This is a genomic window from Pontibacter populi, from assembly GCF_019336435.1.
Lineage (GTDB): Bacteria > Bacteroidota > Bacteroidia > Cytophagales > Hymenobacteraceae > Pontibacter > Pontibacter humidus.
The window spans coordinates 938,029-961,929 of sequence record NZ_JAHWXQ010000001.1 but is presented as its reverse complement, the minus strand read 5'-3'; the positions used below and the strand labels follow the sequence as shown (position 1 = coordinate 961,929).

Sequence of the window (23,901 nt, the reverse complement as noted above, 5' to 3'; positions counted from 1 at the left end):
TAGCTGACCTGATGCAACAGGCAACAGAAACCTGTAAGTAAGACAAACAAACCGGCGATAGGTTTAAAGCAAATGAGAAAAAGCGTGGGATTAAACTAAGAAGGCAGCAGGCCCGGCAAACTATACCGAACCTGCTGCCTTCTTATCGCAACTATAGTTTGCGCTTTACTATGCTATCGTTTTGCTCAGGAAATCCCAGACCACCACGCCGGTAGCTACCGAAATGTTAAGCGAATGCTTGGTGCCAAACTGCGGTATCTCCAGCACGAAATCCGAATTGTTGATCACCTCCTGCTCTACGCCGAAAACTTCGTTACCCATCACAAGTGCATAATGTTGGCCAGGTTCAGGTGTAAATTCGTTCAGTTTCAGACTGTTCTCTGCCTGCTCCACCGAACCAATTTTATAGTTCTCTTCTTTCAGTTTCTGTACCAACTCCAGCGTATCCGGCACATGTTCCCATTCTACCGACTCAGTTGCACCCAGAGCTGTTTTCTCGATGTCGCGGTGCGGGGGAGTGCCGGTTATGCCGCACAGGTATATTTTCTCCACCATAAACGCATCGGCGGTGCGGAATACAGAACCCACATTATTCAGGCTCCGAACATTGTCAAGCACCAAGACTAACGGTATTTTTTTCTTATTTTTGAATTCTTCAACCGACTCGCGGTTAAGTTCATCCATCGAGAGTTTGCGCATTTTTTTACAGACAAAGGACTGTTTGACTAAAGACAAAAGAGCTATAGTTGCTTTGCCCGTGCAAAGGTCAGGCTGTTTGCTCAGAAATCAAACTTATAGTTTATTGTAAATTGTTAGGTAGTAGAATAGTTGAGTTGGCCTATAAGCTGTTTCGGATTTCTTAATCCGGAACTATAGCTGAAGCGGATTTCCTAATCCGCGTTTTTCGATACACGGGGATTAGGAAATCCGCTTCAGCTGGCTTTCGGACTAGGAAGTCCGAAAGGGCAGTAGGAAGCTCGAAAGAGAAGTAAAGTAAAATTCCCCTATTGAGGGGCAGCGATGGGTTAGCCCATTGATAATTCTTAATTCAGAATTCATAATTAAACTATAGTATGAAGGCAGAGAGCACCGTAACCCCACTGATGAAGCAGTACAACGCTATAAAAGCGAAGCATCCGGGGGCATTACTGCTGTTCAGGGTAGGGGACTTTTATGAAACTTTCGGCGAAGATGCTGTAAAGGCAAGTAAAATTTTAGATATCGTTTTAACGAAACGTGGCGCCGGTTCGCCTTCCGAGATTGCATTGGCCGGTTTTCCGCATCACTCCCTGGATACGTATCTGCCAAAACTGGTACGTGCCGGTGAGCGCGTAGCTATCTGCGACCAGCTGGAAGACCCGAAATCAGTAAAAGGCATTGTGAAGCGCGGTGTAACCGAGTTGGTAACGCCGGGCGTGTCGTTTAACGACCAGGTACTGGAGCGCCGCAGCAACAATTACCTGGCAGCCGTGCATTTCGGAAAAACAGAAACGGGCGTTTCTTTCCTGGATGTATCTACCGGTGAATTTATTACCGCGCAAGGCGACCGAAACTATATTGGTAAGCTGCTGCAAAGCCTTGCGCCATCCGAAGTACTATTCTGCAAACGCGAAAAGGAAACCTTTACCGAGCGTTACGGCCCTGATTTTCGGTATTTTGCCCTTGAAGAATGGGTTTTCAACTATGATTTCGCCTATGAGTCGCTGACCCGCCAGTTTGGAACTGCTTCCCTTAAAGGGTTCGGTATAGAAGGCATGGTGGAAGGCATTATTTCGGCTGGCGCTATTCTTCATTATCTGTCTGAAACACAGCACAAGGAGATCAGCCATATTGCTACCATCTCGCGCCTGGAAGAAGATAAATATGTTTGGCTGGATAGATTCACCATCCGAAACCTGGAACTTGTTTTTCCGCAACATCAGGAAGGTGTGCCGCTGATTCAGGTGCTGGACCAGACTGTAACGCCAATGGGTGCTCGCTTGCTGAAAAAGTGGGTGGTATTGCCGCTAAAAGATGTGACTCAGATTAAACGCCGCCTGGATACCGTAGAAGCGCTAACACAGCACCGCGAACTGCTGACAGAACTTACTACGCACTTGAAGCAAATAAACGACCTGGAACGTTTGATCTCAAAAGTGGCTGTGCGCCGGGTAAATCCGCGGGAATTGGTGCAGCTTTCCAAAGCGCTGGATGCTATAGTTCCGATACAGACTGCCCTGGCACTGAGCAACATTGCAGCTTTGCAAAAACTGGCTGCCCAGCTTACGCCTTGCGACGGCCTGCGCGAGGAGATCAAAAATATACTAAAGCCGGAACCACCGATGCTCACCAACCAGGGCAATATGATCAACGACGGCATTCATGCGGAACTGGATGAACTGCGCGCTATTGCTTTTTCGGGGAAAGATTACCTCGCACAGTTGCAGCAACGTGAAGTGAAAAATACCGGCATTAGCTCACTTAAAATAGCTTACAACAAAGTTTTCGGCTATTACCTGGAAGTCAGCAACGCGCATAAAGATAAAGTGCCAACAACTTGGATTAGAAAGCAGACACTGGTAAACGCCGAGCGCTACATTACAGAGGAGCTGAAGACCTACGAAGAGAAGATACTGAATGCCGAAGACCGCATCTATAGTATAGAGTTTGGGTTGTATAACGAACTGGTGCTACACGCTTTGGATTATGTGGCACAAGTACAGCAGAATGCCAAAGTGATTGGCGTAATAGATTGTCTGAGCTCGTTTGCAACTATAGCCCTGGCCAACAACTATACCAAGCCCGAAGTTAGCGACAGCCACGTGCTCGACATTAAAAAAGGCCGCCATCCGGTTATCGAAAAGCAGTTGCCGATTGGGGAAACCTACGTGCCGAACGATATTTTCCTGGACAACGAAGCCCAGCAGGTGATCATCATTACGGGGCCGAACATGGCCGGTAAAAGTGCCCTGCTCCGCCAGACTGCCCTTATCGTTCTGATGGCGCAGATCGGTTGCTTTGTGCCTGCCGAGGCCGCCAGCATTGGCATCATCGACAAGATATTTACCCGCGTGGGTGCTTCAGATAACCTGTCGAAAGGCGAATCTACGTTTATGGTGGAGATGACCGAGACGGCCAGTATCCTGAATAACCTGTCAGATAGAAGCTTAGTACTGATGGATGAAATCGGGCGTGGTACAAGTACCTATGACGGTATTTCCATTGCCTGGGCGATTGTGGAGCACCTGCACAATCATCCGAAGTATAAAGGCAAAACCCTTTTTGCGACGCATTACCATGAGCTAAACCAGCTGGCCGAAGAGCTCCCACGTGTGAAGAACTATAATGTATCGGTGCGCGAAGCAGGTGGTAAGATATTGTTTATGCGTAAGCTGGTAGAAGGCGGCAGCGAACATAGTTTTGGTATACATGTGGCCCAGATGGCCGGCATGCCGAATAGTGTGGTGTTGCGTGCCGACGAGATCATGCATCACCTGGAAAAAGAAAAAGTATCGGAACAGGCTCCGCAGCAGCGCATGAAGTCCGCGCCAAAAAGTAATTTCCAGCTAAGTATGTTTGAGCTGAACGACCCGCAACTGGTACGCGCTAAAGAACTGCTGGAGCAACTGGATATCAATACCATTACTCCGGTAGAGGCGCTGCTGAAATTGAATGAGCTGAAAAGCCTGTTAAAAGAAAAGGGAGAATCCGTACGGTAAAACAGGAATTACATTCCCATAAACTATAGACATGATGCAGGAGCCCGAGATACGCATGTGCGGCGAAAAGAAACTGGTCGGACTACGGATCTATACTTCCCTGGCTGAAGATAACACGATAGCCATGTGGCAGCAGTTTATGCCCCGGCGTAAAGAGATCAGTAACAGTGTGGATGAGCTGTTGTATTCAGTGCAGTTGTTTAATGGTGGCCTGGATGTAGAGGAGTTTACACCCAAAACAGTTTTTGAGAAATGGGCGACGATGGAAGTTTCGGATTTTGAAACGATACCAGAAGGCATGACCTCCTTTACATTGCCAGCAGGGCTGTACGCTGTCTTCATTTATAAAGGACTGAATAGTGCTTTCTTTGAAGCGGCCCAATACATGTATGGCTCCTGGTTACCGGATTCAGTTTATGTGCTCGATGACAGGCCGCATTTTGATGTAATGGGCAAAAAATACCTGGGCCCAAACAACCCGGAATCGGAAGAAGAGATCTGGATTCCTGTAAAACTGAGGTAGAAAGTAGCGACTGCACTTAGCCTGTAACTATAGAATAAGTCTGGAGAACAATAAATTTAAAATTTTTCTCTCTGAAAATCAGTCTGAAACGCTAAAGGTGAAGATTTTTTTTGTGCAGGCTATTGACAAGTGAGATTTTGTCTATATCTTTGTATCACTAAATCGCTGGGACGGAAACGAAAAGCGGATTAGTGATTGACTCAAGCGGGAGTAGCTCAGTTGGTAGAGCGCGACCTTGCCAAGGTCGAGGTCGCGAGTTCGAACCTCGTCTCCCGCTCAAAAAAGGCAGATAAAGACGTTGTTTTATACAACGTCTTTGTTTTTTAAACTCACCCTTCGGATGTCGTCCGGATGGCTTGCCGGGATGGTGGAACTGGTAGACACGCAAGACTTAAAATCTTGTGTCCGCAAGGACGTGCGGGTTCGATTCCCGCTCCTGGTACATTAAAAGCCCCTGTAACTTTATAGTTGCAGGGGCTTTTTGTTTTGTGCACATTCCGTTTTAGGTTATTTATCTCCCCGGAAGATTACTAGCTGGGTAGTATTTCAACATCCAGTTACCATTTCCCCTAAACTAATTCTGCAATCCACGTAGAACTATACATTCAAGTTTCTGAATGTAATCCCCTCCGTTAGTTGGTGAATTTTTATGAACAGGTTTTATTTAGTACTGGCGTTATGTGCTGTCAGTTTTTGTGCGGTAGCGCAAAAGGGTTTTCCTATACAACATAGCCTGTATGTGGGGGCAGGTGTTTCCATCGCGCCCGAAGATCTGGCCGGTATAGAAAGTATAGACGATAAGGGTTATGTGCAGAACGGACCAACTATAGCTTTAAGCTACATAGCCAGGTTCCATCAGTTTATAGCGGTAGGGGCAACTATAGGACATAGTCAAAATAATCTGAATGCACTGGCAGTAGCGCAATCGTTCTCATCAGCTACAAGCGTGCAGACAGAACCTTACAGGCTTACTTTTTTAATGGCTGACGTGTATGGCTTGTTTCCGGTAAAGCAATGGCAGTTTTATGCAAAAGGGAGTCTGGGCAGTATGCTACCGGATGTATGGGAAATGAAGATCCGGAACGATGTCGGGAGCGGAACCATAAAAAGCGGTGGCAAATTTGAGCCTGCCTACGCTACAGCGCTTGGAGTAAACTATAACTTTGGCAAAATTAACCTTGGCCTGGAGTCTGCTTTACTTTCCTCAGAGCCTGAGTTCGAATTTGAAATGAACGGAACCTTTGCATATAAAAAGCAATGGCTGTCAGCCTTCCATCACGTGGTTAAAGGCGGGTTTAAATTCTGAAACAGACTATAGGCGTATTACCTGGATAAGTCCTGCGCACGGTTAGCATCCATAGCCAACAAAATATAAAGCAGGATCGTGAATGACCACAACGATGACCCCCCGTAGCTAAAGAATGGCAACGGAATACCTACAACCGGAGCCAGCCCGATTGTCATGCCGATGTTAACCAGGAAGTGGAAGAAAATGATGGAGGCCACACAGTAGCCATAGGTTCTGGCAAAAACAGATTTCTGACGCTCAGCTATATTTACGATACGGGTCATTAACAGCAGGAACAGGGCTATAAGTACAGTACTCCCGATCCAGCCATGTTCTTCTCCGATTGTACAGAAAATAAAGTCTGTACTTTGTTCCGGTACAAAGTCAAATTTGGTTTGCGTACCATCCAGGAAACCTTTGCCCCAGAAGCCGCCCGAGCCAATCGCGATCTTAGATTGCGTAACGTTCCAGCCATAGCCAAGCGGGTCTGCCTCCGGACTGATAAGCGCCTTGATACGGTTTTGCTGGTGCGGCTGCAATACATCATTTATAAAATAATCCACGCTAAAGATCATCCCAATTATTAGCAGCAACAGCGCGATCATGGATTTAACGCGGCGCATCAGGCGGTAATCCATCCAGATGGCAATACCCATCAGTACTATGATTGCGATGATCAGGTATAGTTTAGGAACAAGCAGCGTAAGGATAAAAATAGCAGCTGCAGAAGCACCAATAATCAATATCAGCGGCGACATACCCTCACGGAAATACGCCAGTATAAAAGCGCCAAACACCAAGGCCGAACCTGTTTCGTTTTGCAGAATGATAATAGCAGGAGGTAGCAAGGTGATAAAAGCCAGGATCATCTGGTCTTTCATGTTCTGCTGGCGCAGGTTAACGTTGCTCAGGAATTTAGATGCTGCCAGTGCAGTCGCAAACTTTGCCAGCTCAGCAGGCTGCAAACGTGCGCCACCGCCAAGGTCTAGCCAGGAACGCGAACCGGCAATTGGGTTGGCTATAGCAAGTGTAACAAGCAGCAGCAGTATTATAAAACCATAAATAGGATATGCCAGGTGCTCGTAAATTTTATAGTCTACGGCCAATAGCATCGTTATTAGTATAACAGAAGTACCGATCCAGAGGAGCTGCTTGCCAGAGTTGATATCGAAGCTGAAAATATTCACTACGTTGTCAGGGCTATATACTACTGCGTAAATATTCATCCAGCCCAAGCCCACCAGCAAAAAGTATATCAATACGGTTACCCAATCCAGGTTATTCAGGATACTGCGTGATGTACGCTTACTGCTTCGGGTAGCAATTTTATACTTTGGTATAGTTTGTTCTACTGGCATAACCTTACTTCGATTTGATGTCCAGATACTTACGGCTAAGTACCCATTTCTCTTGCTCTTTTATAGTAACAGTGTCTGTCAGGTACTTCTCGATCATCAGGCCGGCAATAGGTGCTGCAGACTGGCCGCCCCATTTACCATGTTCTACATAAACTGCTATAGCAATCTTAGGATTAACCTTAGGCGCAAAGGCCACAAATACGGCATGGTCAGGTCCCTGCGGGTTTTGGGCAGTCCCGGTTTTACCGCAAACTTCTATACCTACCTTGGCCAGGCTAGCCTTACGGCCTGTGCCTGAACTTACCACCGAAGCCATGCCTTCAATTATAGGCTCATAATGTTCGGCACTAACGGAGGTATAATGTTTTTCCTGGTATTCTTTTAGCGGCTTGCCATTATCACCAACCGAACGGATAATGTGCGGCGTTACGTAATAGCCCCTGTTGGCAACTATAGCCATAAAGTTTGCCATCTGCAGCGGGGTTACACCCAGTTCGCCCTGGCCGATACTAAGCGAGTAAATAGTGGAGTATTTCCAGCGATTCTCACCATATACCCGGTTGTATAGTTCAGGCGATGCAATAATGCCTTTCTTCTCACCTGGCAGATCTATGCCAAGCTTCTGCCCGAACCCAAAAGTTAGCACCTGGTCTCTCCACGATTTCAGCCCAAGCGCAGTATCCATAAAGGTATTAGGTGACTTGCCCTTGTTTATGAGCGCCCTGTATGCCTGGAAGAACCACGGATTGCAGGAGTGCTGCACCGCACCGAACAGGTTAAGTGGCGAAGGGTGCTGGTGGCAGTTTACCAGCGATTTGTTACAGGCATAAGTTGTATTCGGGTTAATAACTCCATCTTCCAGAGCTATAAGTGCCTGTACCAGCTTGAAAATAGATCCCGGTGGGTTTTGGTCGGCCATGATCGGACGGTTGAACATGGTCTTATCCACGTCCTTCAGCAGGTTCATGTAGTTTTTGCCGTAATCTTTTCCGGTAAACAGGTTCGGGTCGTAAAACGGAGCTGAAACATAAGCCAGCACTTCTCCGGTGGCAGGTTCTATGGCAACTATACTTCCTTTGGCGCCATTCATCAGGAGCTCGCCGTATGCCTGCAGTTCCAGGTCTATGGTACTGTACAGGTTCTCGCCGGCAACCGAAAGCGTATCATAAGCGCCATCTTTAAAAGAGCCTTTCTCAATGCCGCGTACGTTTACCATAATGTGTTTTACACCACGCTGGCCCATCAGGTATTTTTCGTACTCCAACTCAATGCCGCTCTTTCCGATATAGTCGCCGGGGCGATAACCCTGGTAATTGCTGGTGTCTTCGAGTTGTTTCGGGCTGATCTCCGCGATATAACCCAAGGCATGTGACAGGCTGGTATGTGAGTAACCGCGGGCTGTACGGGCATTAATGTAAAACCCAGGGAAATCGATCAGGTTATCCTGTATATGCGCAAAGTCTTCGGTCGTGAGTTTCTGGTAAAAGATGGAGGGCTTAACATACGAATAAGCCCGCGCTTTTTTTAGCCGCTCACGCACATCTTCCAGAGGCAGGCCAAGAAGTTTGGTGAGCCGGAGGGTATCCAGTTGCTTGGTTTCCTTCGGTACGACCATCAGGTCATAAACAGGCGTATTTTCCACCAGCAGTCTGCCGTCGCGGTCGTATATCAGGCCACGGAACGGGTATTGGATAACTGTTTTAATAGCATTTGTTTCGGCAGCCTGTTTATAGCTGCTGTCTACCACCTGTATGTAAAACAGGCGCAGGGCAAACACAACGCCGACCACTATAAAAATGGCCTGAATAACGTACTTTCTGTTTTCTAAGTAGTTCATGTACTATCTCTTCGATCCCTTTACAGAGAAGAAAAGTAATTGGAGTATAACAACCACCAGCCCTGTAAATAAAGTGCTTAACAGGATCTTAACCAAGGTAAACCACTCAAATCTGATGATCTCTAAAAAGAAGACAGCAGTGTGGTGTACTGTAATAAGTATAAAAGCATAGGTCAGAAACCAGTTCCAGCCCATCACGTGCAGGTTAGCGGAATCGTTGGTATCGTAACCATCGCGGGGTGTGAGAAGGTTCAATATATGCGGGCGTAAAAATGCAAGCAACACACTTGCCGCTGCATGTATCCCCATCGTATCGTAGAAAATATCAACCGTAAACCCAACTATAAACCCCAGGAACAGCAAAAGCACCTTGTTTATCTGGATAGGAAGGAACAGCAGAAAGGCGATATAGATAAAACAAAAGCCTGTACTGAAAAGCACAAGGTTGTCGAGTAACAGAATTTGCAGTGCTACAAAAAGTATGAACTGCACGATATGTCGGATGCCGAAGGTGCTATTCATTTGGAAGTATGCCTGCTTTATATTCTAATGTATCACGTTCTGCTTTCCGGAGATTCTCTACCACATACACATAAGAAAGCTGTGCAAAATCAACGGCTAGCTTCACTTTTACAGTGTAAAAACTCTTGTCAGCTTCCTTTGCCACGGAACTTATAGTACCTACTAATATGCCTTCCGGGAAAACCGTGTTGAAACCGCTTGTAACTATAGTATCGCCTTTTGCCAGCTTCACGTGTAAGGGAATGTAATCAAGTATAGCGGTGCGGTAGTCGCCGCCCTGCCACTTAATGGTACCCATGGTATTATTTTTCCGGATCTTGGCTGAGATCAGCATTTGAGAATGTAGCAGCGATGTAACAGTGGAGTAATTCTCAGATACTGTTTTTACACGACCAACCACACCGTCTGAAGCAATAACACCCATGCCCGGCTCTACACCATCCTTAGTTCCGATAGAAAGCGTGAGGTAGTTGTTTGTGCGACGAACAGAATTGTTGATTACCCGGCCTGCATGAAGTATAAAGGACTGTGGCCCTACTGCAAGAGAATCAACTATAGTTGTATCTGCAGGTACAACCAGGGTCGTATCCATCTTGCTGGTGCTGTCTGTTATACTTACCTGCCTGTATTGCATTACTTCCTGGCGGAGCAATGCATTCTCGCGGGCCAGGGTATTGTTAACAGTTGACAGGCTAAAGTAGTCGGTAACGCCACTCTGGAACTCGAGCACGCGGCCTACATACCTGTTGGCAGAGTTAAAAAAGGCTGCGCCCTGGTACGTGTTATACTGTACGATAAGGTAAATACAAAGAGCTTCCAGCAGAACGAACACAAGGAACGCACGGAACCGGTAAATGAAAGCAAAAAGATTCCGCATGCAGCTCTGTTACGTCAGCAGGACGTTTTTAAAGCCTTCGATGTTTTTAATGGCAGCTCCTGTACCACGTACTACCGCTCTTAACGGATCTTCGGCGATGTGAATAGGTAGCTTGGTTTTGGCAGCCAGGCGCTTATCAAAGCCGCGTAGCAACGCACCACCACCTGTCAGGTGAATACCATTGTCATAGATATCGGCAGATAGCTCCGGCGGAGCAATCTCCAGTGCCTTCAGTACCGCTTCTTCTATCTTAGAAACTGATTTATCCAGTGCAATTGCAATTTCCTGGTACGTAACTTTAATAACCTTCGGAATACCGGTCATCAGGTCACGGCCACGGATCTCGTAATCAGCTGGTGGGTTTTCGATTTCGGTAAGGGCAGCGCCTACTTCAATTTTAATTTTCTCAGCAGAACGCTCACCGATCAGCAGGTTATGCTGGCGGCGCATATAATCCAGAATGTCTTTTGTGAACACATCACCAGCCACACGAATAGACTGGTCGCACACGATACCGGAAAGGGCAACTACCGCAATCTCTGTGGTACCACCCCCGATGTCCACAATCATAGAGCCGATCGGTTGCTCCACATCGATACCAATACCGATAGCGGCAGCCATTGGCTCCTGTATCATCCAAACTTCTTTGGCGCCTGCGTGCTGTGCAGAGTCACGTACTGCACGTTTCTCTACCTCCGTAATACCCGACGGAATACAAATTACCATGCGGTGTGAAGGCTGGAACAAGCGACGGCCAGTATCGATCATCTTGATCATACCACGGATCATCTCTTCGGCAGCATGGAAGTCGGCAATTACACCATCTTTCAGCGGACGAATAGTTTTAATGTTTTCGTGAGTTTTTTCGTGCATCTGCATTGCCTGGCGACCAATGGCAAGTACTTTGCCCGTTGTTCTGTCCACGGCAATAATAGAAGGCTCGTCAACTACGATCTTATCATTGTGTATGATCAGGGTATTTGCGGTACCAAGGTCAATGGCTATATCGCTGGAGAAAAAATTAAATAGTCCCATTTTGTATTTGTGCGGGCGTGCTGTAACCCTGTTTATATTTCAAATATACTATAATTATCGGGGATAAACCCGGCGCAAAATTAGTGATTTTAAACAGAATTTATAACGTACTATTTCAGGAGAGTTTGATTTTTTCAATTTTATCTTATAAAAAGGTGCCTGCTGCTTTAATTCAGGGGTATAACGGTGGTTTTTGCTTTAAATTGAATTGTATAAATTTTTTGATTTATCAAAACCGAGCCATTATAAACCGCAAAGCCCCGGCTAAACTATAGCCGGGGCTTTTAATAATTTGTAACTATAAATCTGTTAGTGTTTAAAATGACGGACACCCGTCATGACCATGGCCATGTTGTGGGCGTCGCAGTAAGCAATGGAATCCTGGTCTTTAATGGAGCCTCCAGGCTGCACAACCGCTTTAATACCAGCTTTATCGGCAATCTCCACGCAGTCCGGGAACGGGAAGAAGGCATCGGAGGCCATAACCGTCTTGCTCAGGTCAAACCCGAAGCTGTTGGCCTTTTCGATGGCTTGGCGCAATGCATCAACCCTGGATGTCTGGCCCACGCCACTTGAGAACATCATTTTGTCTGTTGCCAGCACGATGGTGTTGGATTTGGTATGCTTGCAAACTTTAGCTGCAAAAACGAGGGCTTTCTTTTCTTCTGCTGTTGGTTCGCGTTTGGTAACAGTTTTGAAGTCGGCCTCAGTTTCGGTGGCCAGGTCCTTGTCCTGCTCAATAACGCCGTTCAGCAACGTCTTGAACTGTTTTTTAGGCATCTCCACTTCATTTTGCTTCAGCAGGATGCGGTTTTTCTTGGTCTTCAGCAGTTCCAGCGCATCAATATCAAAAGCAGGAGCGATCAGCACTTCAAAGAACAGCTTGTTCAATTCTTCAGCCGCAGCCAGGTCTATCGTTCTGTTCGCGATGATCACACCTCCGAAAGCAGATACCGGGTCAGAAGAAAGCGCTGCAAGGTAAGCTTCTTTTATAGTTTCGCCGGTGGCACAGCCGCAGGCATTGGTGTGCTTCAGGATGGCAACAACCGGCTCTTCAAATTCAGCGGCCAGGGCTACAGCAGCATCCACATCTACCAGGTTGTTATAAGAAAGCTGCTTGCCGTTCAGCTGTTCGAAAAGCTCGTCCAGTTTGCCATAAAAAGTGCCTTTCTGGTGCGGGTTTTCGCCATAGCGCAGTGGCGTAGCCTCGCGTATGCTCTGCTTGAAGGGCTGCTCCTCTGAACCACCATTCATATAGTTGAAGATGTGGGTGTCGTAGTGCGATGACATATCGAATGCTTTGGCAGCAAAGCGTCTGCGGTCTTCCAGGTCAGTTGAGCCGTTCTTTTCCTGCAGCAATGTTACCACCTCGTCGTACTGCTCACGAGACGACACGATCAGCACATCTTTAAAGTTTTTGGCAGCCGCACGAATAAGTGAGATACCACCGATGTCGATTTTCTCAATAATATCCGCTTCTGATGCTCCGGATGCCACAGTTTCCTCAAAAGGATAAAGGTCAACTATAACCAGGTCAATTGGTGGGATTTCGTACTGGGCTCTTTCCGAAAGGTCGCTGTCGTTGTCGCGGCGATGCAGGATGCCTCCGAATACTTTCGGATGAAGCGTTTTTACACGGCCACCGAAAATAGACGGATAATTGGTCAGGTCTTCCACAGCCACTACCTCAGCGCCCTGCTCTTCCAGAAACGCCTGTGTGCCGCCTGTAGAATAAATAGTAACATTATTTTTTTTCAGAAGCTCAATAAGTGGCTCCAGGCGGTCTTTGTAATAAACCGAAATAAGTGCGGATTTGATTTGAACAGATTGCATGAGTTGCTTGTATGGGTTGATGTTGATTGCTATAGTTTGTCTTTTTCCAGGAGTAGTTGCTCTACCACTTCCGGTAAATGCTTGTGCTCCAGTTGCAGTACGCGAGCAGCAAGTTCTTCGGGTGTATCCTGTGGGTGCACCGGGCAATATTCCTGCAGTATAAACTCGCCTTTGTCGTACTCTTCGTTTACGCGGTGTATGGTTATGCCCGACCGTTCGTCGCCGGATTGTACCACGGCCGTATGCACATGGAGGCCGTGCATGCCTTTGCCGCCGTATTTTGGCAGCAGGGCAGGGTGTATGTTAATGATCTTGTCCGGGAAAGTCTGCAGCAGGTTTAGTGGCACTAGCCACAGGAAGCCAGCCAGAACGATGAGATCCGGGTTAAAGGCCTTTACCTGTTCCAATACTTTATCGGAATTGTAAAATTCGTCCCTGGAAAACAAAAGAGCCGGGACGTGGTAGGTCTCGGCTCTTTTTAGGGCATAGGCTTTCGGGTTGTTGGAGAACAGGGCGGCCACGCGTATCTGCGGGTGGTGCTCAAAGTGCTCGAGCAGGCGCTGTGCATTGCTCCCCGACCCGGAAGCGAAAATGACTATATTCTTTTTAACTGGTTGTTCCAAAAGTATAAGCTTGCTATGAAGCTGCAAATATAGCCAGTTTGCTTATAGTTGCCAGCAAGTAATACTTTTAAATATGCGCTCTCTTCAGGAGTCTTCTTTTACAGATTAGCAGCGTACTCCAGCAGTTTGCTTATTTCCTCTTCAGATTTAAGTTTCAGGTTATGCTCTTCTATGTACTTCCGTAATGTGGAAGCATGCGAAGGGAAAAGGTTAATGATATTAGGCGTAGAAGCTGGTACATAATCAGACTTATTGGTCACGTAATATGTTTTAGCTATAGTTGAGGCGTTGTTTCCCGGGTTTTCTTTTACGAGAAGTTTCCTACCGTTTATGTTTTTCAACAGCTTTAAAACAGACCCGCCATGTGTATCATAGTAAAACGTATCGCTGTCTATCGTGATCTTATCGATCAGGTACATCTGATCAAATGTGAGCGTATCTTTCCTGGTATTAATATATGCTATCTCCTCATTAAGGACATTATAATTTAAAATACCCGTGTTTGCTGTGCCCGTAATAAACGTTACTGTCCCTTTTTTAAAGTTAGGATAGTAGTAAGCGTTGCCTTTGGAAGAAGAGCCTGCTTCGTTTTTACCCTGCGCAAACGAAAAGGAAGCAACAAGCATCAGGCATACAGCTAATACAAAGCCGTTTAAATGTTTTTTGTGAGACAGCATAACAGTTTGTTTAATGTAGGTGGATATTTGTGTTTTATTGAACTATAATACGGATAGTTTAAAAATAATAGTTATAAAGTTATAATATTTTTTGAACTATATACTATTTAGTGCATAAAAAAGCCTGTAACAGAATAGATTTGTTACAGGCTTTAGATTATAGTTGGCCGAAACCTATTCTATCGTCACAGTTAGCGCTTTACCTTCTCTTACTTTTTCTTCCAATACCTGTATCGCTTGTTCAGCACGGGTAATTCTGGCTTTCTTTTCATTGTACTCTGCATCGGAAATAGTGCGGGCCTTACGGTTGCGTTCCAGTTCTTCCAGGGCACGTGCTACTCTGCCTCTGGCTTCTGTTACTTTCTCGTTGCCTTCAGTTACAACCTTGTTTAGTTTTTCCTGCTTTTCCTCGTTGCTCAACCGGGCAGATGCGGCTCTTGCCTGGCCAAATTCGCGCCCGCTCAGTTCGCCTTTGTTCTTACCGTACGCGTTGCCGTTGTTCGCTTTATCATCGTCTTTGCCATTGTTTCCTTTAGCAGACTTTTCTTCAGCTTTGTTATGCTGCGCATTCGCCTTTGCTTCGGCACGTCTCTCTTCTGCTCTTTCTCTCGGGTTGGCTGGTTTGTTGCTATGTTCTTTTCCTTTTGCCTGTTCAGATTTGCCTTTCTGCTGATTTGCCTGCTCTTCTTCTTTTTTATTGCCTTTGCCTTGCTGCGCAAGTGCCATATCTGTAGCTAGAACAGAAATACCGATCGTTAAGGCTAAACTTATAGTGCGGGTGATATTTTTCATAGTAACTATAAATTAAATGTCATTTAACAATGAATCTACTTCTTCTGATGCTGCTTCGATCTCTACAGTAGTGTTATCAATCTCAGTTGTATTTACAGAATCGGCAGGAGCTGTTTCCGACTCGCTAACTATAGTCTCTGTTGCAGTATCCTGCGTGTCAGTAGCGTTATTGCAACCCGACATAACTACTGCAAATAATATAAAAGCGAATAAATTCTTTTTCATGTTCTATAAGGTTTGTTGTAGTATGCAATATAACTATAAAATAAAGGGAATGAGAGATTTAAATATAGTTCGTAACTTATATTCTGCAAAATAGCGTGTGAGTGCTAGGCTAGCAGTTTGCTTTTAGCTTTTAGCGACCATGTGAATCTGAACTCCGCAACCTGATCTCCCTGCTCGTCCATGCCTATAGTTGTAGCTGTTATGGCAATGCCTTCGCCGGTTAGTTTGGTTTGTTCGGCCGCCTGCTGTATGCGCCTGCCGTCTTCGCACATAAACGTGATCTTGCCCACAGCCTTCTTCGTAAAATCCGCATCCATGTGCACCACCAGCATCGACACTACCGGGTCGGCTTTATAAGTGTGCATCATACATAACACACCCGTAGAGAGCTCGGCAGCCATGCTCAGACAAGCAAAATAAATAGAGTTGAAGGGGTTTTTGTTGAGGTATTTATAGGGTATAGTTACGGTGGCGCGCTCATCGGTTAAGGCTGTAACCCGCAGGTCTGCCATGTAGGCCATGGGTAGCTTTGCAAGCATGAACAGGCGGAACTTGGCCGGCGATGCAACCAGATCCCTGAATTCGTTTGCCGTTTTCGTTTTATGTATCATGTACCCGTGGTTTAAACTGTTTATACTTCGTTAGGCGCGATCAGGTATAAAAGTAGCAACTATAGTTTAAGTAATGCTTCAGGTTTGTACAGGGTAGGGAGGTAACATGTTTTGTATAAATGTATAACTATGAATTTGTTATCCAACCAAAAGCATCGAAAGAATACCGGTTAGCATAATAAACTTGTTCAGGTTGCTAAGGTACGTGAAATCACGTTTGCGGTCGGCGCGGGTCAATTTTATAGTTAACCAGATAGCCGGTAACAATACAAGTATCAGCATGTAAATGTCAAACGCAAGTGAAGTGCGACTGTGCATGGCAACTATAATAGCAAAAGCCAGGAAAACAGCAATTAAAGGGTAAAGCACCAGTTTTGCATTCCGGATGCCGAGCACGATAGGCAACGTACGGCATTCAAAAGAAGCATCGCCTTTCATGTCTTCTATATCTTTTATGATCTCCCGTATCAGCGAAATAAGGAAGGCAAACAAGGCATAGCCCAGTGTTATCCGGTTAAGGCTGTCGTCATAAACAGCTACCACCAGCAACATTGTAGCCGACAGCAGGGCAATAGTAATGTTGCCGATTAAAGGCAGCTTCTTAAGCCGTGCAGAGTATCCCCAAAGTAAAAACACGGCACCAGTATTTATTAACCCGATAGGTATATAGAGCCAGAAGCCGATCGCTATCCCCAGGAACGACAATACAAGGTGCGCAAACATGGCTCGTCTTCTCCGGATAACAGTACCAACCACCATGCGTTCAGGTTTATTAATGGCATCTATCTTTACATCGTAATAATCGTTGATGATGTAGCCGGCAGCAGCTATAAGCACGGTAGAGAGGGTTAGTAACCCAAACGAAGGCTCCAGCACCTTTTCCCAGATAATGCCCCGCGAAAGCAGACAGGCCTGTACCAGTGCCTGGCTTAGCACGATGAGCACAAGATTTGGGAAACGAATGAGGTGTAAAAATGCCTTCACGGTTGATTATAGAAAATCTAAGATAGTAAAGTTAGGCCAGTAACAGCTCAGACGCAAACTTATAGTTCAGCCATAAAAAAAAGCCCCTGTAAGGAGGGGCTTTTTCTGTAACTGTAAAGTATATCTGATCAGATTCTTTGTACGTTTACAGCGTTGATTCCTTTTTTGCCTTCCTGCGTATCGAACGTCACGCGGTCGTTCTGCTGAATCTGCAGACCGTTAAGGCCTGTGATGTGCACAAAAAAGTCTTCATTTGTCTCGTCTTCAGTAATGAAACCAAAACCTTTAGACTCAATAAAAAACTTTACTTTTCCTGTTTTCATAAAGAATTAATTATTGTAATAAAAATAAATTACGGTAAAGATATTAGAATTAAATATATATGCAAGAAGGAATAATAAAAAATTTGCTTAAAAATATAAGAAAAGTATAAGTAAATAATTACCAGGTATCCTGGGTCTTCATTATCTTTTCTATAAGCTCGCGTACAGCTCCCCGGCCACCATCTTTGGTAGCGATATAAGTGCTTATTTCTTTAATATCGTCGGCAGCATCGGCAGGGCAGGCGCGCAGGCCGCATCGCTGCATTACCTCAAAATCCGGCATGTCGTCGCCCATGTAGGCAACCGTTGCCGGATGTATGCCCTGCATGTACAGGTAATCTTCGAACGTATCTACTTTATCCTCAATCCCCAGAAAGATATCTTCGATGCCAAGGTCTTCGAGGCGGTTGCGCACGCCGGGCTCGTTCTTGCCGGAAATAATAGCCACCCTGTAGCCTTGGCGGATCGCGTGTTTTATGGCAAATCCGTCTTTAATGTTAAAAGCGCGCACCTGTTCCCCGTCAGCAAAAACATATAGCAATCCATCTGTCAGTACACCATCTACATCAAAAATAAAGGTGTTTATGCGGGTAAGGTCTGGTTGAGTGATCGACATAGCTCTAAAAACAAAAAAAGGTTCTCGTGAAAGAACCTTTAAATGTATAGAAAATATTTAATATTTCTGTAGGACTCTACCGTTTTTGGCCTTAATCCTGGTTATCGCGCCACTCATATACCCAAGCCGCCTGAATCTGCTCCAGGTGCCCTTCGTTGGCCTGCTCGCGCGTGCCCTCAAAGTTTGGCAGCGAAAGTATCCAGTCCAGCAGTTCGGTAAAACGGATGCGGTAAATTTTGGACTCATTAAAGTCATCGCCAAACTTTTCGTAAAGTGCCATGGCTATGTCTTCGTGGTCGCTCCACGTCATGGGTGGCTCGTAATTCTTATTCATCATTTAAATTGATTAATGGTTAATATGGCTAAAGGATTTAATGCGTTGAGAGATGAGCTATAGTTCGACTCCCCAGGTTAATCTTTCTGCCATTCAACTAATTATTTTAGTGCCCCAGAAAGTCCTGCTCCGGTATAGTTACCACAACGTCTTCGTTGCCTTGTACCACACACTGGCAGCCTAATCTGGAGTTTATGCGCGGGTCTACAGCGCGGTCAATATAATCTTCTTCTTTATCTGATATCTCAGGAAGGTCATCCATGCCGGCTTCAACATACACATGGCAGGTACTGCAACCGCAAACGCCGCCACAGTTATGCTGTAGTTTTATGTCGTTATTCAGCGCTACATCCAGCACCGATTCGCCTTCTACAGCGGGGTGCGTCTGGTCTGGAGAGCCGTCTGCGAACTTAAATGTTATATTTACAACTTTCATTTTTCTAATCTTGTAATGCGAGTGCAAAGTTATGAAACAAGCCTCCCGAATCAAAGTTATAACGGGTTTGTGTTTAGGCAAGGTTCGCCAGTAACTTATGCCGATTGATCAGAACTATAGTTGTTGTCTTTAGTAGCCTGAATGCTTTGTGTAAGTAACTGGTAAATAGCCTGTAAGTGGGGCTGCTGTTGTAATAAACGCAGGTGTTCGTCAATTACGTTCTGATCGTTGCGGACGGCCGGCCCTGTTTGAACGGAATAAGGATTATGCATGCCTGCCTTTTTTATAGTTTCCTGAATAAGGGGCTGCAGCAGATCGGTTGGTAAAGCGGCGTTGTGTAATAGTTCCTGGCTAATACCCAGCAGGTGGTTTGTAAAGTTGCAGGCAAATACGGCTGCTAAGTGCAGTTGCTTGCGCTTATCAGAATCCACACGCTCTACCTTCTGGCTTATAGTTTGTGCCAGTTGCTCTAAACGGTTTATAGTTGCTTCGGTGTTACCCTCTATCAAAAAAGGGACCTGCTCCAGATCTATAGTTGCGAGTTTAGAGAAAGTCTGTAATGGATAAAATACGCCATAGTTGGCACCGGCTATAGTTTCCAGCACGGCTAACGGCTGCGAGCCGGACGTATGCGCAACTATAGTTTCAGGCTTTACTTTTATCTGTTGAGTTATGCCAGGAAGTGCTGCATCCGGGATGGCTATAAGTACCACATCAGCAACTATAGCGCTGAAGTCAAGGCTTTGTGTAGCAACTGCATCTGTCAGAAGTTTGGTAAGCTCTTCGCTATGCGCTTTACTTCGGCTATAGACAGTCGTTATAGTATGTCCTACTTTTTGCAGTGCCTTCGCCAGGTGCCACGCTACATTTCCGGCTCCAACTATAGCTATGTTCATAATTTGAAAGGAAAAGTGCTCTGAAGCCAGTTTTCCAGCTCCGCAACAGGTACAACAAAGTCCTCTATATCATCTCCGGGTGAGCCGATGATAGGCGTATACTCAAAACCAATACCTTTGCATAAGAGCATATAACGACCTTTTATTATTTTAGCCGGATGCAGCTCAACAACTTTACTGTTCTCAGCAAATAGTAAATTGGTCAGCCCAGCACCATGTGGCGAAACTATAGCTTCGGCATCGTAAAACAGCTGAAGCTGGTCTTTGTAACTATAGTCTTCTGACCAGATGATTTTAAAGCCATACTTTTCCAGAACTGGTATCAACTCCTGTTCATTTACCACACGGCGAAACCTTGCTTTCGAGCGACTCACATAGATGCGGTGCTTTGGGTTGGTTCTTATAATGTTGAAGCTGTTCCAAACCCCTTCCCGGAGCCATGCGCTTACATCAGGGGGCATATAACCGCTAAATGAAGCTGTGATAAAAGACGGCAGGTAAAAGTTCGTGATCTTTATCCGGTGGTGTTTGCTGATGTATTTTATGGTAATATGCCGGTGGTCTTTTAGTAAGTATTCTAAGGTTTGTTTCTGGTATGCGGCCGCTCCTTTCCACATCAGTAAGGTTACCGGCTCTTTTACTGTTTTAGCCAGAATGTACGCTCTGGGTAAACTATCAATAAACCATAGCGAAATGTTGTTATCGGCCCAATGGCTGTGCTGTATAGTTGTATAAATACCGCTCTTATAGCTGTGTGGCAGCATCACAGTAAAATCACGGAACGCTTTTGATCTTGTAAGCCTGTCTACGCTTAAGCCGGATTCAACTATGAGTTTATCACCCATTTTTATGACGCCTGTGTTGCTCAGATAGGTAACGTCTTTAAGCTTGTATAGCGAAAGTTCTTTCTGGCGATGCCCCAGCGCATAATCCGATTCAAAATAATTATAAGAAGCTGCACAGGTCTTTAAAAACACTCTTTCCTGTTCAGTAAATTCCAATTCATATTCCGGGGTCAGGTTTATTTTTTGTCCTCGCCCTTGCAGGTATGTGTAATACGGATAGTAGTTAACGAGCCGTAGGGCCACATAAAAGGCGCTGTTTAATTTACGCTTTAATACCGCTATGAATCGAATCGCCATATTATGCGAATATACTACTTCTTATATAACATGAAGTTTCTATACCACTTATAAAAGCATTGTGGTTATTAAAACAGAAAGCAGGCCTGAAATAAGCCTGCTTTCTGTTTTAATAGTTTGCTATTTAATTTAATCTACGCCACTTGAGCTTTCTCAGCTTTTTTGGCCGGTTTAGCCTTTGGTTCTTTACTGCCGCCTTCCTGGTTGCGACGGACAATAGCCATTACAAAACCGATTGACATTACAATAGTACCGATCCAAAGAATGCTTACGAAAGGTTTCTCCATTGCTTTCAGGATGATGTAATCCTTCTGCGTGGTATTAACACCGATCTTGAATTCTTCTTTTGTAGGGTCTACATTCAGGAACGTGATGCGTAGGCCAAGGTCCTCAATAATCTCAGGATAATAACCAGCCATTCCGTCTTTAAAGATCAGCAGCGGATGTGCATGATAGGTTTTCTTCTCACCCATGATCTTCATGTCGGCCTGTACAGCAATATCGCCTTCTTTTAAAGGTACACCTGGTACTTCTTTGATAACTTCAACCCCGTTAAAGATGGCTACATAGTCGTTCAGGATGATGGTGTCGCCCATGGTTACAGTATACTCCTGCAGCTCGCTCCATTCTTTCTCTTCGTTCGGATCCGGCACAGACGAAACGTGTGTGTACAGGTCTTTGGTAACAGATGCCTTGATGTCAGGAGATGCCAGCAGACCCATGTTAGGGTTTACCTGAGCACGTGGGTAAAGTGTAAATGTCTCCTCCGTTTCGCGGTTTTTATACTCTACCTGGTAGTAGGTGTTCTCCGGGGTCGGAAGCTCCAGTGTGTCGCCTGTTTTAAAGTATAGTTTGTCGTTTACTTTAATATCGGCGCGGGCAATAGCGGTATACTCGTCAGCAGTTCTGAAAAGAATTTCCTTATTCACGTATTCGGGCACACCTTCTACTTCCAGGAACTGGCCACGGTAGCTTACACTATACTTGTCCATGTCGGTAGTAGTGTTGCGCCACAGTAGCACATTATCGCGGTTAATCTCATCCGGGAACTCACGTGAGTACAGCATACCTGATGTGTTACCGGAAATGATGTTAGAATAACCAGATGAGAACAGGACTCCCAGCAACATTAAAGCAATACCGATATGTGATACAGCACCACCAGAGAGGGTCACTTTCTTATGCAACAGGCTCAGGATAATGCTCAGGTTAGCAAATACTGCAAACAACGAGGTAACGAAAAGTGTAATATAAACCGGGTTATCCAGTTTAAAGTCGAATACATCGAACTTATTGGAAAGTATGATGACAAGGCTGGCAAACAGTAATGTAAGCATCAATGGCATGGTAATCGCATCTCCGAAGCTCTTCTTGTCAGTTTTGCGCCACCACATCAGCTGGCCTATACCGGTAAGTACCGCTATCAGCACACCGGCCCATAACTGGAACTTAGTATAGTGCTCAATCTGGTCGGCAGGAAGTGCAGCGTTCGACTCTATGCCAATAAAGCCCAGGAAGGAGTTGTAAACCGGGATAGATGTAGTTGCAAGCACCTGGAAACCGGCCAGACATAGAACTGCAGCACCTATAAATACCCAGAATTCGCCGCTATAAGTTGTCAGCTCTTTCTCAGTTGTTGGTATGTGTTTCCATTTGTAGATCAGAAGCGCAACAGCCAGCACTGCAAAAACAGCAAGGTACGTGAACAGCTGACCTGAAAGGCCTAAGTCGGTGAAAGAGTGAACCGAGGCATTTCCTAAAATACCACTTCTGGTAAGGAAAGTAGCGTAAAGGATGAGGATAAAGGACGCGATGATCAGTAAATAAGATGCCTTTAACCCTTGTTTGCCGCGCCGGTAAGCCACCATCGTATGAATTGCGCCTACCAATACCAACCACGGGATATAAACGGCATTTTCTACAGGGTCCCAGTTCCAGTAACCACCAAAGTTCAGTGTTTCGTACGCCCAGTAAGCACCCATTACAGTACCTATACCCAACGATACGGCAGCAAAGTGTGCCCACGGAAGTGCAGGACGTACCCACTCGCCAAACTTATTTTTCCATAAGCCGGCCATAGCAAATGCAAACGGAACCAGTGTAGCAGCAAAACCCAGGAACAGGGTAGGAGGGTGAATCACCATCCAGTAGTTCTGTAAAAGTGGGTTAAGGCCTGTACCATCTTCTGGTATATAGTTCGGATCCATGGCGAATACAGGAGTATCCGGCATAAAATCGCGCATCAGGATAAATGGTGAAGAACCGATCTTCAGATCACCGATTACCACACCCAGAATCATAGATGTAAGGAAGAGCTGTACGAACGAGAACATAGCCATAACCGGCGCTTCCCATTCTTTGTACTTTTTACCTGTGTTCAGTAATACGATACCAAGTACTACATGCCAGAATATCCAAAGCAGGAAGGAGCCTTCCTGACCTTCCCAGAAACAGGAGATCATGAAGTGAACCGGCAGGTGATTGGATGAGTGGCTCCAGGCGTAGTAATACTCGTAACGGTGCTCGTAAATAATGTTAAACAGCGCGAATATCACTAACAATACTGCCGCAGAGTGCACATAAAAAGCGCCACGGGCAAAGCGGCGCCATTTGGCAATTGCTTCAGCATCTATAGAAGAACGCGAAGCCATAAAGTATGCGTAAGAAGCCACGATAGCTGCCACAAAAGCAATTATTACACTTAGGTGGCCTATATCGCCGATCAGCGTATTTATCATCACTAAAAGTTAGAAAGTTAAAGAGTTAGAAAGTTTGAGAGTTAACATCACGCTCCACTTTCAACTATAAATTATAAGCCTGCAGTTGTTTGCTGTACTTCTTTTTCCACGTATTTAGACGGGCATTTGAGCAGAATCTTGTCAGCTACAAACACTTCGTTTTGCATACTACCGGTAATTACAACCTGCTCAGAGCGTTCGAAGTCCTGTGGTTTCGGGTTAAAGTACACTACCTGCTGCTCCACGCGGTTTGTATCCACGAGCATAAACGAGAAGTAGTTAGGGTCTACAATCGGGTCGTATTTCATGCCAACTATATGGCCTTCGGCATCCTTTTTCAGGCGACCTACTACGTGTACCTTCGTCTTGCTTCCATCCTCAGCCAGCTCTTTTGCCTGACCAAAATCAACGTAAGTACTGGCGTCGCCTGCAGTAGACATGATGATCATGATGGCTGCTGCGATGATAACAATACCGATGATGTGTGACTTCTTCATCTTTCGTATAAATTAGGATTTTCCGGTTTCGATAGC

General features: G+C 45.5%; 24 protein-coding genes and 2 tRNA genes. 5 read left to right on the top strand and 21 right to left on the bottom strand.

Features of this window, described 5'->3' with window-relative positions:
- Positions 1–168: 168 nt before the first annotated feature.
- Positions 169–699, bottom strand: a complete 531-nt coding sequence (locus tag KYK27_RS04155) for an RNA methyltransferase (RefSeq protein ID WP_199108747.1) — start codon at positions 697–699, stop codon at positions 169–171.
- 374 nt (positions 700–1,073) lie between these two features.
- Here KYK27_RS04155 and mutS point away from each other — a divergent pair, with 374 nt between their 5' ends.
- The 5 genes from mutS to KYK27_RS04130 all read left to right on the top strand — a co-directional run bounded on the left by mutS (position 1,074) and on the right by KYK27_RS04130 (position 5,527).
- Complete coding sequence (gene mutS / locus KYK27_RS04150) at positions 1,074–3,698, top strand: DNA mismatch repair protein MutS (RefSeq protein ID WP_219337349.1); 2,625 nt, start codon at positions 1,074–1,076, stop codon at positions 3,696–3,698.
- 31 nt (positions 3,699–3,729) lie between these two features.
- Complete coding sequence (locus KYK27_RS04145) at positions 3,730–4,221, top strand: GyrI-like domain-containing protein (protein WP_233150235.1); 492 nt, start codon at positions 3,730–3,732, stop codon at positions 4,219–4,221.
- A gap of 204 nt (positions 4,222–4,425) precedes the next feature.
- Positions 4,426–4,498 (top strand) — tRNA-Gly (locus KYK27_RS04140).
- Between the two features lie 81 nt (positions 4,499–4,579).
- A tRNA-Leu gene (locus KYK27_RS04135) sits at positions 4,580–4,663 on the top strand.
- Positions 4,664–4,960: 297 nt separating this feature from the next.
- Complete coding sequence (locus KYK27_RS04130; protein ID WP_199108746.1) at positions 4,961–5,527, top strand: hypothetical protein; 567 nt, start codon at positions 4,961–4,963, stop codon at positions 5,525–5,527.
- Between the two features lie 17 nt (positions 5,528–5,544).
- Here KYK27_RS04130 and rodA read toward each other — a convergent pair whose 3' ends face one another.
- The 20 genes from rodA to KYK27_RS04030 form a co-directional block, all read right to left on the bottom strand.
- Entirely contained in the window at positions 5,545–6,867 is a 1,323-nt protein-coding gene (gene rodA / locus KYK27_RS04125) for a rod shape-determining protein RodA (protein WP_199108745.1), read from the bottom strand.
- A gap of 4 nt (positions 6,868–6,871) precedes the next feature.
- On the bottom strand, positions 6,872–8,704 hold the full coding sequence (mrdA, locus tag KYK27_RS04120; RefSeq protein ID WP_199108744.1) for a penicillin-binding protein 2: 1,833 nt from the start codon (positions 8,702–8,704) through the stop codon (positions 6,872–6,874).
- A 3-nt stretch (positions 8,705–8,707) separates the two neighbouring features.
- Entirely contained in the window at positions 8,708–9,226 is a 519-nt protein-coding gene (locus tag KYK27_RS04115) for a hypothetical protein (RefSeq protein WP_199108743.1), read from the bottom strand.
- Positions 9,219–10,103: a rod shape-determining protein MreC gene (mreC, locus tag KYK27_RS04110; RefSeq protein ID WP_199108742.1), complete on the bottom strand. Its 885-nt coding sequence runs from the start codon at positions 10,101–10,103 to the stop codon at positions 9,219–9,221. The genes KYK27_RS04115 and mreC overlap by 8 nt, the downstream gene beginning before the upstream one ends.
- 9 nt (positions 10,104–10,112) lie before the next feature.
- Positions 10,113–11,138 (bottom strand): rod shape-determining protein, encoded by a 1,026-nt coding sequence (locus KYK27_RS04105; protein ID WP_162346886.1) that lies wholly within the window; start codon positions 11,136–11,138, stop codon positions 10,113–10,115.
- A gap of 309 nt (positions 11,139–11,447) precedes the next feature.
- On the bottom strand, positions 11,448–12,971 hold the full coding sequence (gene purH, locus KYK27_RS04100; RefSeq protein WP_199108741.1) for a bifunctional phosphoribosylaminoimidazolecarboxamide formyltransferase/IMP cyclohydrolase: 1,524 nt from the start codon (positions 12,969–12,971) through the stop codon (positions 11,448–11,450).
- Between the two features lie 29 nt (positions 12,972–13,000).
- Positions 13,001–13,594 (bottom strand): phosphoribosylglycinamide formyltransferase, encoded by a 594-nt coding sequence (purN, locus tag KYK27_RS04095; RefSeq protein ID WP_233150234.1) that lies wholly within the window; start codon positions 13,592–13,594, stop codon positions 13,001–13,003.
- 98 nt (positions 13,595–13,692) lie between these two features.
- A complete protein-coding gene (locus KYK27_RS04090) occupies positions 13,693–14,271 on the bottom strand; it encodes a hypothetical protein (protein ID WP_199108740.1) in 579 nt (192 codons plus the stop codon).
- A 174-nt stretch (positions 14,272–14,445) separates the two neighbouring features.
- Positions 14,446–15,063 carry a hypothetical protein gene (locus tag KYK27_RS04085; RefSeq protein ID WP_199108739.1) on the bottom strand — a complete coding sequence of 206 codons (618 nt, stop codon included), beginning with the start codon at positions 15,061–15,063 and terminating at the stop codon, positions 14,446–14,448.
- A 12-nt stretch (positions 15,064–15,075) separates the two neighbouring features.
- Positions 15,076–15,288, bottom strand: a complete 213-nt coding sequence (locus tag KYK27_RS04080) for a hypothetical protein (RefSeq protein WP_199108738.1) — start codon at positions 15,286–15,288, stop codon at positions 15,076–15,078.
- Between the two features lie 104 nt (positions 15,289–15,392).
- Entirely contained in the window at positions 15,393–15,899 is a 507-nt protein-coding gene (locus KYK27_RS04075) for a PaaI family thioesterase (protein ID WP_233150233.1), read from the bottom strand.
- A 138-nt stretch (positions 15,900–16,037) separates the two neighbouring features.
- A complete protein-coding gene (locus KYK27_RS04070) occupies positions 16,038–16,883 on the bottom strand; it encodes a geranylgeranylglycerol-phosphate geranylgeranyltransferase (RefSeq protein WP_199108737.1) in 846 nt (281 codons plus the stop codon).
- 128 nt (positions 16,884–17,011) lie between these two features.
- Entirely contained in the window at positions 17,012–17,206 is a 195-nt protein-coding gene (locus tag KYK27_RS04065) for a cold-shock protein (protein WP_162346897.1), read from the bottom strand.
- A gap of 118 nt (positions 17,207–17,324) precedes the next feature.
- Positions 17,325–17,822 carry a KdsC family phosphatase gene (locus KYK27_RS04060; RefSeq protein ID WP_199108736.1) on the bottom strand — a complete coding sequence of 166 codons (498 nt, stop codon included), beginning with the start codon at positions 17,820–17,822 and terminating at the stop codon, positions 17,325–17,327.
- 91 nt (positions 17,823–17,913) lie between these two features.
- The gene (gene iscX / locus KYK27_RS04055) at positions 17,914–18,159 is read right to left on the bottom strand and encodes a Fe-S cluster assembly protein IscX (RefSeq protein WP_233150232.1); all 246 of its coding nucleotides are present in this window, start codon (positions 18,157–18,159) and stop codon (positions 17,914–17,916) included.
- 103 nt (positions 18,160–18,262) lie between these two features.
- Positions 18,263–18,592, bottom strand: coding sequence for a 2Fe-2S iron-sulfur cluster-binding protein (locus KYK27_RS04050; RefSeq protein WP_162427828.1), 330 nt, complete (start codon positions 18,590–18,592; stop codon positions 18,263–18,265).
- A 95-nt stretch (positions 18,593–18,687) separates the two neighbouring features.
- Positions 18,688–19,488, bottom strand: coding sequence for a Rossmann-like and DUF2520 domain-containing protein (locus KYK27_RS04045; protein WP_199108735.1), 801 nt, complete (start codon positions 19,486–19,488; stop codon positions 18,688–18,690).
- On the bottom strand, positions 19,485–20,630 hold the full coding sequence (locus KYK27_RS04040) for a glycosyltransferase family 61 protein (protein WP_199108734.1): 1,146 nt from the start codon (positions 20,628–20,630) through the stop codon (positions 19,485–19,487). The genes KYK27_RS04045 and KYK27_RS04040 overlap by 4 nt, the downstream gene beginning before the upstream one ends.
- Before the next feature lie 134 nt (positions 20,631–20,764).
- Positions 20,765–23,368 carry a cytochrome c biogenesis protein CcsA gene (ccsA, locus tag KYK27_RS04035; protein WP_199108733.1) on the bottom strand — a complete coding sequence of 868 codons (2,604 nt, stop codon included), beginning with the start codon at positions 23,366–23,368 and terminating at the stop codon, positions 20,765–20,767.
- 71 nt (positions 23,369–23,439) lie between these two features.
- Entirely contained in the window at positions 23,440–23,865 is a 426-nt protein-coding gene (locus KYK27_RS04030) for a cytochrome c maturation protein CcmE (protein ID WP_199108732.1), read from the bottom strand.
- Positions 23,866–23,901: the final 36 nt, after the last annotated feature.